Here is a 10,340-nt window from a genome sequence, read left to right on the forward strand (position 1 = left end):
GCTACTTTACGTCAACATCTTTCGTCAGGATATAATACTCGCTCTTGCTTAAACGCCAGTTTTCCACATTGCTTTTGTATGCTGCAAAATTATTCGGATGCACGATAAACGAATGCAGACGCTCACTGTCAATTATTGAAACCGCCTTCTTGGCCAGTTTGTTTCTTTCATCTTCTACTAATGTTTTATTCAAATCAGTGATCGTGCTAGCCAGCTTTTCATCGGCTATCTTGCCCGGGTTGATCGCTCCGCCTTCCCTGTATGCTGAGTTAAGGAAATAGCTGGCGTCCCCGCGTGGCGATGTGATCAGGCTGTAGGTTGCAAGGTCCCAGTCCCCTTTTTGAGCGATATATTCATCGATATTTTCCACCTGCTGGATGTTAATCGTGATTCCAAGCTGCTTAGCCTCTGATTGAAGCATTTGCGCGATCAGCGGCAGCTCGGGACGATAGGCGTATGTTAACACGTTTAAAGAAAACGGCTTGCCTTCTTTTAGCACCTTGCCGTCTTTCACTTCAAAGCCCGCTTTTTCAAAATGCGTTAACGTTTTTTTTACACTGTATTCCTTTTTCTCGTATTCAGGTGTGAACGGAAACGCTGAAAGGAATGGCCCTTCTGCCACAGACGCTTGTCCGGCCATAATGCTGTCTGCCGTTTCTTTTCGGTCAATCAAATAGTCAAACGCCTTGCGCACGTTCAGATCGTTTAACTCAGGGTTCTGTGTATTGTACATAAGCAGATGGGTGCGCAGGCTTGGCACAACCTCCGTTTTGATCGTGTTATCTTCCTTCAATTTATTAATGCTTTCAATCGCTGGACGGTACACAATATCCGCGTCCCCGGACTGAAGTGCGAGTGTGCGGGCGTTTGCATCTTCGTTAAAGGTGAATACCGCTCGATCGAGCTTGGCTTTGCCGTCCCAATAGTCAGCATAACGCTTCAGCTCCAGCTTGCTGCCCGCCGCAAAGGAAACCGGCTCGAACGGACCCGTACCGACAGGCTTCTGTCCGGCGTCTTTTTCATCGCTGTCAAGAATGGCTGTGTTCGGATGGACAAGCTCAGAAGGCAAATGCGGAAGCGGCTCTTCTGTTATGATCGTCAGCTCTTGTCCGCTCGCTTTCATCTCTTTAATTTTCAATGCCGTTTTCATCGCTTCGCTTACTTCGATGTTTCTCTCAAGCGATTTTTTTACAGCCTCGGCATCAAGCTTATCGCCGTTATGAAACGAGATTTCGTCGCGAATTTGGATATTCCACGTCTGACCGTTATCGGTGGTTTCCCACTTTTCCGCAAGCCAAGGCTCAAGCTCCAAATCTTCATTGATTTTAACGAGCGTTTCATTGATTCCAGCTCGAACTGCCGTATAGTTCAGATGCGGATCGAGTGTTTCACTCGGGAAGTTTGATAGAATCGTAATCTCTTTATTTCCTGACCCGCTCTCCTTTTTACTCTCACCTTCACCCCCTGCACATGCTGACAGTGTCAGGGCAGCAGTCAGAATCAATCCTAATCCTTTTTTCTTCATTGTTTTCTCTCCTTTTAAGTAGTAATCATTACGATTTAAATATCAAAAAAATATTAAGCTCATTTCGAAATCAGTTGTCTCAGCTTCATTTCAAGCGGCTTGCGTCTCGACAACACTATGCATGCCGCTATGATGATTGTTCCGCCTGCCACTGTTTGAACATCTGGTATCTCGCTCCAAAACATGTACCCCCACATCGCATTGAACACGATTCCAATATAGCGTGTCACCTCAACCACAATGATGTTTTCGTGTGTGAACGCACTCGTCAGAAACAGCTGTCCGAGCAGCGAAACGACCCCAATGCACACGAGGTAAAACAATTCGAGCGGAGATGGAACGACAAACGAATGCCACATAAACGGTACACTCACAACTGTTGCCGTTGCCAGAAAATAAAAGACAATTTCATAGGCATGATGGCGGCGGCTTAAATAACGGATCGACGTGGCTGCACATGCTGCGAAAAAGGCACTGGCGACCCCTACGAACGCATATACCGAATACGACTGAAACTGCTGCGGTTTAATCAGCAGAACCGCTCCAATCAGAAAGAAGGGCAGCACATAATGCATCATTTTAGGCAGTTTTTCTTTTAAAAAGAGGCTCGCGAGCACGACCGCAAAGAACGGTGACAAATGGGCGAGAATGCTCGCATCAGCCAGCGGTATTTTTGAAATGGTGTAAAAGTAAGCTAGCAGATACAGCGCACCCATTATTCCTCTTACAGCGAGCATCGGCCGTCCTTTCGTTGAACATGTAACGTTTTTCTTTTTCATTAAAATAAGAATGATCACAGTTCCAATCACACTGCGAAAGAAAACCGACTCTGCTGCAGGTATGTTCAAGCTGACCGCTTTTACGAGGGCGTTCATGACACTGAAGACGAGAGATGAGAGAATAGCTAGCACCACACCGTTTTTCATCAGATGAATACCTTCTGCAGCGAGATTTTCTCTATATCGTCTTTCACTGAAGATTCTAAAGGGCAAGGGTGAGTGAATCCTCCACCATGCCGCCTTACAAATTGCTGAAAATGCTGTTCATAGCAAGACAGCAGTGACTCCGCTTCTTTCATCATCAATCCCGCTTTCTTTCCCAGTCGGTGAATTATCCTTAGCTTCTGCACATCTTCATATGGAATGCGCGGCACACACCATAAGCCATTTTCCTGCTGTGAAGCCTTTTTGTACGGTACCGCAGAAAACTCGAAATACCGGCCCTTCTCATCAGGCTGTGAGAAGGGATCAATCAGGATTGAGGAATAACGAATATACAGCAAATACTCCTGCTTATCCTCCGCAAACTCTGTAAACCTCTCAATATCGTGTCTAGACAGCACCTGTTCAGGCACAGGATAATTATCATCATTTAAAAACTGAAGGAGATTAATCGGCTCTGCACCGATCGATTCGACAAGCTGTGAAATCTCTTTCCAAAGGCGGACCATAGAACGGATCACATACTGTGTAATCGGCCCTTCTGGATACAGTTTGTACATATACTTCTTGCTTTCTGTTCCCCGGCCCAGGATTTGCTGCAGCGAAAAGTCGTTCAAGAACAAAGGCGGATGAACATAGGTGGTGATGTTCCGGCATTCGGCTGTAACCGGGTCTTTCACCTTCGTCACTGTCACTCCGTATCGCTTGAGAAACTGCTGCACCTGTTGAAGCATCGCGCTGTCAGAGTGAGAACTGCCGGCATAAATGCGTTTTTTCAATGCTTTTGTATAAGCAGATGTGACAGATGCGCCACTCTTCCATTTCGTTGCACCATAATACGATGATAAGCTGATCACTTCGGCGTGCGGCACATGCTGCCCAACAAGAGCATTGCTTCCGATGTTTGGGGAAATGAGGATAACGGTTTTCAACGCACGGCGCTGTGCGGCGTCAAGAGCGGTTAATACAGCACCATATTGATCACACGGTGTACAAAGGAAAAGCGTTTCATAATGATCCTTGATGTTTTCAGGATTTGAATACAACTGGTGTATTCTTACACTTCCAGATAGTATATGGTGATTGTCGCCTTGCATAGTCAGTTCAAGTCTATTGCCGTTTCCCTTCAGTTCTTCGGCCATCATGTTTTCATGCTGACTTTGACGGTTATACAGTGCGATGTGCCGGCTGAATCCTTTTGATAGATGAACGGCGATCTGAACCGCTGCAGGACCCGCACCTGCTATAAGCGTGTTTCCAAAATTCATTTCTGCTGCCACGTGTTCCTCCTTACAATCATGTTGTTGCGTTATGTATTTTCTTCTCCAGCACGATGGTGTCATAAATGCCCTCACCGTGATGCGTGTTGATAACAGACCAATCTGTTAATCTGTGCGGATCGACTGGATAATTGAAAATGGATTTTAGCCCGTTTCCGTAGCGCAGGATAATCTTGGCTTGATGATGGACGGTATCCTGCAGGCTTCTTAGAACCCCTTGCTTGTCTTCGACGAGTGATGCGATAAAGATGTGGGTGGCACCTTTTGTAAAAGTGACGCGTTCAGGCTTTTGGTCAGTAAACGCCACCTTGGACTCTAGTCCGGTCCATTCTGCTAGTTTCCTGCCTAACGCAACTGCTTCTGCATCAATATCCAAGCAACAGACAGAGGCTCCCTTTTCGCTGGCTATCGTGAGTGCTGAAATGGGAAACGCTCCCGAACCGATAAATAGAACGTTAGACAATTCATTAATTCCGTAATCATCCAGTTCCTTTTTCACAGATTCAGAGAGTGTCTGGATGTACTCGCTTCCTGAAAGCTGGTGATGGCACGTTCTCGTTGACTGGTGCTTTTCCATGTCGCACAATGCCCGGACAGAGGCCTCCCTCACACGTTCGGAAGAAGTCAAGATCACCTCATCCAAGCCCCACTTATCCCAACTGTTAACATTCTTCTCGCATGTCATGAATGCATGCAGGCTGTCTAATTTATTCTGCAGCAGTTCATAGCATTCTTCACACTCCCTAGAAAAGTTGAGAAGCTCGTTAATCTCGTACTCCAGTGTTTTTAACGATAATAAGAGTTCAAATCGTTCTTTCACCTGATCCTCCTTTTTTATGTAAATCGTAATAATTACGATTTAAACTGTACCACCATCTCACTTTTTTCGTCAATATAAAAGTGAAAGATAGTCTGAAAGGATGATAGATCATTAATGATGAATCGGCTTTATAACATGAGTACAAAGAATGATAGGAAAGGTCATTATAGTAGTTTTCGTTTACTTTACACGCCGTGTGGTCGGGTGGTTAATCCATCTAACAAGCTGCAGCTCCTTCGAGACTGATTCAGCGCTATTTTATGGTGCTTACACGCCAGTATTCATACACATTCACAGTTCGAATTTCCTAAAAACAAAAAAAGACCAGCACATATGTGCCTGCCTTTTATCAATAATCATTCAAACCATTTATTTTTCGTTGCCAAAATGGCAGCCTGTGTTCTGTCATGCAGATCGAGTTTAGCTAAGATGCTGCTCACGTGCGTTTTCACCGTTTTTTCTGTGATGTACAGATCGGCTGCGATCTCTTTATTTCCTTTGCCCCTTGTTATTTCACACAGCACATCGCGCTCTCTTGCGGTTAACGTTTGAAACCGTTTCTGCTCCGGATTTTCCTTACCCCCACCATTGGTCAGCTCACTCAGCAGCTGAGTGGTCGCGTCCGGATGCAGCTGCTTTATACCCTGATGCACCGCCTTGATGCATTTGACGAGTTCGTCAGGTTCAATATCTTTTAACTGATACCCTTCCGCCCCGGCTTTAAGAGCAGGAAGCACATGATCTTGATCGGAAAAGCTTGTCAGGATAATAATCTTAATGTCTGGGAATCTTGCTTTCACCTGCCGTGTCGCTTCAATGCCGTCCATCACTGGCATCGTTAAATCCATCAGCACGATGTCGGGCTTAACGGTTTCAAGAAGATCCAGCGCTTCTTTCCCGTTCCCAGCCTCTGCCACTACTTGGATCTCTGACTGCGTACTTAAGAAAAAGCGCAGCCCCTTGCGCACCATATGATGATCATCCACTAGCATGACGTTTATCTTCATTTTATCTACCTCTGTTATAGAAATATATACTGCCATTATACATTGCTCAAGTTTTCATCTCTTCTTCAAGCGCTGTTAGCCCCTCCAAAATCCAAGCTTCTTCGCCTCTTCTCATCCCCTCTAGCACATAACGGATATGATCAAACGTCACGAAAAAGGATAATTTTTGCAAACATCGTTCGATTGCATCATGATTGCATTGCTTTAGAACATCCCTGGTAAACTCTTCGCCGCCATCTTCGAGAATATAAATAAATTCGTAATCAGGATCTGTCACACACAAATCGCCGAAGTCAATAATGCCAGACAGGCAGGTCATGGTTGGATCAAGTATAAAATGATCCGGTGATAGATCGGCATGCACGACACACGGCTCATATAAGAAATGTTCTGCCGTGTCCAAGTAAGCTTGAAAACGTCTCAACACATACGATTGAAGCTGGCTGTTTATGACTGGAAAGATATGAAATCGTGCATCTTGAAGCAGGTGAATGAAAAACTGACGCGGTTCAAATAATGGAGCGCCAAGTTTAATCGCTTTAAGTGCTGGAAAGGATCTTAAACCTGTAATAAACTGAGCTAGATCAGAAGCAATGGCTTTACGAGCCTGCTGATTTAGTTTGCTGACACCATCCTCCTCTAATAAAACGCCCGTCAACAGTTTATAACCGGCAAAGGCCAGACGGTCTTTCTTATTATAAAAATAAGAAAATTGAGGAATTTCAATCGATAGATTTGCTTGAAGCAAAGGCAGCAAAGCAGCTTCTTTTTCTAACTCTTTAGAGGCTGCTTCATTTTTGGCAAAACGGAAGACTAATTCGTCGTTAACAAGATAAGCTTCGTTTCTCCATCCTTCACCAAGCTTCTCAATAGACTTTATATGTACATCTGGAAACTCCATCTCTATTAATGATTTCACACCTTGCATGAGTTATCACCTACAGCTCTCTTCCTTTTTCCATACCTATCTTTCATGTGCAGAAACCATTGCGCACACCGAATACTGTTAATTTTCCAGTTTAAGGGTATCTTCTATAAAGATGAGGTGATAGCGATGGCAGAAATAAAGTATAAGAGAAGACCTTTAAATACTGCGGCAGGCATCATATGGCTTGTTATGTCCTTATGTTATTCGGTTGGTTTCATCGTACTGTTGATTACAATAGATAATAAAATTAATCTGACTACCATATCCGTTTTTTTTATGATCTTGTTGAGTGTATTAGTAGCTAAGAACCAGCTTTTATTAAACAAAACAAACTATATCAAGATCAGCAGCCATCACCTTACCATATCCATTAACCCGCTTTGTCAGCGCAAAATTTCTTTTCAGGACATAGTTGAAGTTTGTAAAAAAGGAAATAAGCTTTATATTATTAAATATGACGGAAGCGAAGAAGAGATTCGGCTCGATTATATGAGAATAAAAGATGCTGAAACACTCATCACTTATTTAGATTATATAGCTTAAACGCGTGTGAACAACAGGCATGAAAACAGGAGCTGAACAGATTGAATACCTTTACACAAAATGCTGTGAGCGTTATAAAACAAATTCCTCATGGAAAAGTAATGACATACGGACAGATTGCCGCTGCAGCTGGCAGCCCCCGTGCAGCGCGCCAAGTCGTTCGAATTCTCCACGCAATGAGTGAGAAGCACAGTCTTCCTTGGCATAGGGTCATCAATGCAAAAGGAGAAATCGGCTTTAGGGATGAAGAGAAATTTTCCTCCCAGAAACTCCTGCTTCAGAATGAAAAGGTTCAATTTATAGACATCAAGACCGTTGATTTGATTTCACACGTCTACTCCCCTGCCGCTAAGGAGAATCCTGACAACTGGATTTGAGAGACTATTTCAAGTGTCAAAAGCCTAGTTTTCTGTACAGTCGGAAAGCCGCGTCATTGCTGCCGAACACACTTAACCCAATCGATTTCACACCTTTTTCTTTGAGTGTATCTTGAAGCTTTTCAAGCGTTTTTGTACCGTACCCTTTCCCTCTTTCGGAGGCTTCAATAAAGATGTGGTATAAGAAGGCTTGATTGATCTCTGGCACGATGCTGTACCAGAGCATCCCAACCTTTTCTTGAGAAAGAGCGTCTGTAATATGAAATAAATATTGCCCTTCCGTGGATCGTCCATCCTTGAAAAGATCATTTATCATCATTTCAGACTCTTCCATTGCCTGCTCCAATGTCAAATCAAAGTTTATAGCAATGTCCCGAGCATATTCGGGAATCATGAACTCTAAATACTTCTTAAATTCAACCTCATTCATATAACTTAAATGAATCATCGTTTCACTCCGTTCATTTAATAAATGCATCATGCCTTAATGAAAAACCATTCTTTTCATTTTACCATCTTGGAAGAACTTGTATAGATGTATGAACTATCGTTTCTAAAAGTAGCATAGAGTAACTTACCAATTTCCAAATTGTTATGAAATTTAGCTTAATTTAGAGACTTCGAGTAAAATAGAATTAACATAAATTTTTAGGAACTAAGGAGGTGGCCACTTGAACAGCAAAATGCATCAATTGTTTGAGGAGCATAGAAGTGTGCATGTTGTTTATACATATAACGGCTTTAAGGATTATGTTGCAAAGGCTGTCCAATATATTGAAACAGGGATTGCTGCAGAAGATACTGTCATTTTAATAGAAAACGAGCGTCTTTACCGCCTCATTCAGGAAGCCCTAAAGACTCGCATTACAAAAGAGCAGTGGCAATTTATCCATCATATAAACAATTTTGATTTTTACTATTCAAGCGGCAGCTATCATCCTCCTGCTATTGTGGATTACTTTATTAAAACTGTTGAGCCATACTTGAATAAAAAGAAAACATTCCGCTTTTGGGCACATGTTGAATGGGCCACGATGGAAGATCCGTTACACCTTATTGAAGACTTAGAGAAAGTAATTGATGAGGCGGTCAACGACATGTCGTTTCCGTTAATTTGTGCGTACGAAGCTGCAAGAATGCCGGATTACCTTAAGACCGTATTGATGGAAACACACCCTTATGTTTTATTGGAAGATGAATTTATTGCGTCCGACCAGTACATACGTAAAGTTGAAAGTTGAAAGCACCCAAGCGCCAAGGGTGCTTTTTTTAATCAGCAGCGTCTTGCCGACCGTCATGACGATCAACCATTTGTTCATGTATCGTTCTACTAACAGTTTTCAATTATTAAATGGCAGTGTCTTTTCTCCGTCAATGACCAATGACCATGTTCCTTTGTCAGGTATTATGAGGCCTCCGCTGTAGCCGTATTCTTTTTGTGAGGTTTCCGCATCAATACCAGATAATCCTTTTCCCTTGAACACCTCGCTGTCAACCACTTTTCCTTTTTCGTTCAAGAGCTGTACCTTGATCTCTTTTTTGTTTTTGGTGCCCTCCATATATAATTCAACATTTTTTCCTATTTTGAGTTCTTTGGGTGAGCTCGTTAGCACGTAATGTTTTGTTTTTGGAAAAGGCGGCAGCACGTTTAGCGTAAACGCACTGTGGTAGTTTCCATCCACATAAAAAGACAGCTGCCAGACGCCTGCAGATGGAATGGGTGTGAATGATGTGATAATCTGGGCGTCTTCACCGTAAAGGCCGCCAGCAAGCTCTCCTTCAGCGAGCTGAAGCTTCTCCCCATATTGGTTCATCGCTTCCACTTTATACGACTTCCCAGCTAGTTCCTTTGAATCACCCCATAAATAAATCATCACCTTAGCAACCCTGCTTTTATCTTTTGCAACAAAATGTCCGAAGGTGTCCAATAGCGCTGCTTTATTTTGAGTTCCTATCGCATATCCATCCCTTTTTTCAAGGGCAAACCTTTCACCTTTAACCGCTTGCAATGCTACCTGCTTTTTCATGACAGAGGATTCGCTTTCTTGAAATGCGCCTGATGTCACTATTAAGAATAGAGCTAAAAGGATGGCTGAACCGGTCACGAACGGCTTGAAAATAGTAATAGAAGGTTTACGCTTTTGCCGTAGCTCTATTCGTATTCTTTGTTTTTGAGCATGTGTTAGTGAATACTTGGGAAGCTGTTTCAGCTCATCCTGAATAGTTGGCAGATTTTTCATGATTGTACCCCTCCATTTCCAAAATAAGCTGCAATTTCTTTAATGCACGATGAAACTGGACGTTCACTTTATTTGCTGAACACTTTAAAACATCACTCGCCTCAATAGGAGTAAGCTCTAAAATGCCTCTTAATATGATGACGTCACGATGTCGAGAGGGCAGCCGTTGAATCGCTTCATAAAGCTGGAGATTTTCCATATTTTTAATGCTTCGTTCTTCCAGTTCATTCTTGGTACTTTGGTCAGGCGTTAAATAACGCTTCACTCTTTCCCACACTTTTTTCTTTCGATGACGGGCAATAACAAGATGACGGGCAATGGTGAGGAGCCATGTTTTCGGGTGAGACTTGTGTTGAAAGCTTTTTAATTTATGTAGGGCGATGACAAATGTATCCTGCACTAAGTCTTCCACATCCGAAGTGCCTGTATAGTATACGAGGTAGCTTGTGATGTCTTTTTCATAGTTCATAAACCATTCCTCAATGATACCGTCGTCCACTCAAATCCCCTCCTTTTGACATTAGACGGATGTTCCGCTTTCCAATTACAGTTTACTGGAAAAAATATTTATCATAAAATTGAGATAGGGGGAGGCGCCTAGCCTCCACATCCTCTCGTACCACCGTACGTACGGTTCCGTATACGGCGGTTCCTGTTAAGTCTTACGCAGAGCATCATA

12 protein-coding genes are annotated in these 10,340 nt (G+C 43.0%); 3 read left to right on the top strand and 9 right to left on the bottom strand.

Translation table 11 applies throughout. The features are described 5' to 3' along the window. Window position 1 precedes the first annotated feature (1 nt). The 6 genes from nikA to ACFQPF_RS16385 all read right to left on the bottom strand — a co-directional run bounded on the left by nikA (window position 2) and on the right by ACFQPF_RS16385 (window position 6,501). Window positions 2–1,525, bottom strand: coding sequence for a nickel ABC transporter substrate-binding protein (gene nikA / locus ACFQPF_RS16360; RefSeq protein WP_379750904.1), 1,524 nt, complete (start codon window positions 1,523–1,525; stop codon window positions 2–4). A gap of 59 nt (window positions 1,526–1,584) precedes the next feature. Then, window positions 1,585–2,451, bottom strand: coding sequence for a DMT family transporter (locus tag ACFQPF_RS16365; protein ID WP_379750906.1), 867 nt, complete (start codon window positions 2,449–2,451; stop codon window positions 1,585–1,587). Next, entirely contained in the window at window positions 2,451–3,746 is a 1,296-nt protein-coding gene (locus tag ACFQPF_RS16370; protein WP_379750909.1) for an opine metallophore biosynthesis dehydrogenase, read from the bottom strand. Before ACFQPF_RS16370 ends, ACFQPF_RS16365 begins: the two co-directional genes overlap by 1 nt. 16 nt (window positions 3,747–3,762) lie before the next feature. Beyond that, the gene (locus ACFQPF_RS16375; RefSeq protein ID WP_379750911.1) at window positions 3,763–4,566 is read right to left on the bottom strand and encodes a nicotianamine synthase family protein; all 804 of its coding nucleotides are present in this window, start codon (window positions 4,564–4,566) and stop codon (window positions 3,763–3,765) included. Between the two features lie 356 nt (window positions 4,567–4,922). Further along, complete coding sequence (locus ACFQPF_RS16380; protein ID WP_379750950.1) at window positions 4,923–5,573, bottom strand: response regulator; 651 nt, start codon at window positions 5,571–5,573, stop codon at window positions 4,923–4,925. A gap of 46 nt (window positions 5,574–5,619) precedes the next feature. Continuing rightward, window positions 5,620–6,501: a phosphotransferase gene (locus tag ACFQPF_RS16385; RefSeq protein WP_379750913.1), complete on the bottom strand. Its 882-nt coding sequence runs from the start codon at window positions 6,499–6,501 to the stop codon at window positions 5,620–5,622. Between the two features lie 126 nt (window positions 6,502–6,627). Here ACFQPF_RS16385 and ACFQPF_RS16390 point away from each other — a divergent pair, with 126 nt between their 5' ends. Both ACFQPF_RS16390 and ACFQPF_RS16395 read left to right on the top strand, forming a co-directional pair. Then, entirely contained in the window at window positions 6,628–7,044 is a 417-nt protein-coding gene (locus ACFQPF_RS16390; protein ID WP_379750915.1) for a hypothetical protein, read from the top strand. Between the two features lie 101 nt (window positions 7,045–7,145). Beyond that, entirely contained in the window at window positions 7,146–7,421 is a 276-nt protein-coding gene (locus ACFQPF_RS16395; RefSeq protein WP_379750952.1) for an MGMT family protein, read from the top strand. 16 nt (window positions 7,422–7,437) lie between these two features. On the opposite strand, the gene ACFQPF_RS16400 is transcribed toward ACFQPF_RS16395, so the two are convergent. Continuing rightward, complete coding sequence (locus ACFQPF_RS16400; protein WP_379750917.1) at window positions 7,438–7,869, bottom strand: GNAT family N-acetyltransferase; 432 nt, start codon at window positions 7,867–7,869, stop codon at window positions 7,438–7,440. 223 nt (window positions 7,870–8,092) lie between these two features. Here ACFQPF_RS16400 and ACFQPF_RS16405 point away from each other — a divergent pair, with 223 nt between their 5' ends. Then, complete coding sequence (locus ACFQPF_RS16405) at window positions 8,093–8,662, top strand: MEDS domain-containing protein (protein WP_379750919.1); 570 nt, start codon at window positions 8,093–8,095, stop codon at window positions 8,660–8,662. A gap of 99 nt (window positions 8,663–8,761) precedes the next feature. On the opposite strand, the gene ACFQPF_RS16410 is transcribed toward ACFQPF_RS16405, so the two are convergent. Further along, window positions 8,762–9,661, bottom strand: a complete 900-nt coding sequence (locus tag ACFQPF_RS16410) for a hypothetical protein (protein WP_379750921.1) — start codon at window positions 9,659–9,661, stop codon at window positions 8,762–8,764. Next, complete coding sequence (locus ACFQPF_RS16415) at window positions 9,633–10,160, bottom strand: RNA polymerase sigma factor (protein WP_379750923.1); 528 nt, start codon at window positions 10,158–10,160, stop codon at window positions 9,633–9,635. The genes ACFQPF_RS16410 and ACFQPF_RS16415 overlap by 29 nt, the downstream gene beginning before the upstream one ends. Window positions 10,161–10,340 lie beyond the last annotated feature (180 nt).

It is taken from the genome of Fictibacillus iocasae (assembly GCF_042665465.1).
GTDB classification, from domain to species: Bacteria; Bacillota; Bacilli; order Bacillales; family Fictibacillaceae; genus Fictibacillus; species Fictibacillus iocasae.

Coding starts and splice junctions, on each gene's coding strand:
- ACFQPF_RS16410 (WP_379750921.1), bottom strand. CDS start 9,661: ATGAAAAATCTGCCAACTATTCAGGATGAGCTGAAACAGCTTCCCAAG.
- ACFQPF_RS16390 (WP_379750915.1), top strand. CDS start 6,628: ATGGCAGAAATAAAGTATAAGAGAAGACCTTTAAATACTGCGGCAGGC.
- ACFQPF_RS16365 (WP_379750906.1), bottom strand. CDS start 2,451: ATGAAAAACGGTGTGGTGCTAGCTATTCTCTCATCTCTCGTCTTCAGT.
- nikA (WP_379750904.1), bottom strand. CDS start 1,525: ATGAAGAAAAAAGGATTAGGATTGATTCTGACTGCTGCCCTGACACTG.
- ACFQPF_RS16395 (WP_379750952.1), top strand. CDS start 7,146: ATGACATACGGACAGATTGCCGCTGCAGCTGGCAGCCCCCGTGCAGCG.
- ACFQPF_RS16385 (WP_379750913.1), bottom strand. CDS start 6,501: ATGCAAGGTGTGAAATCATTAATAGAGATGGAGTTTCCAGATGTACAT.
- ACFQPF_RS16380 (WP_379750950.1), bottom strand. CDS start 5,573: ATGAAGATAAACGTCATGCTAGTGGATGATCATCATATGGTGCGCAAG.
- ACFQPF_RS16400 (WP_379750917.1), bottom strand. CDS start 7,869: ATGATTCATTTAAGTTATATGAATGAGGTTGAATTTAAGAAGTATTTA.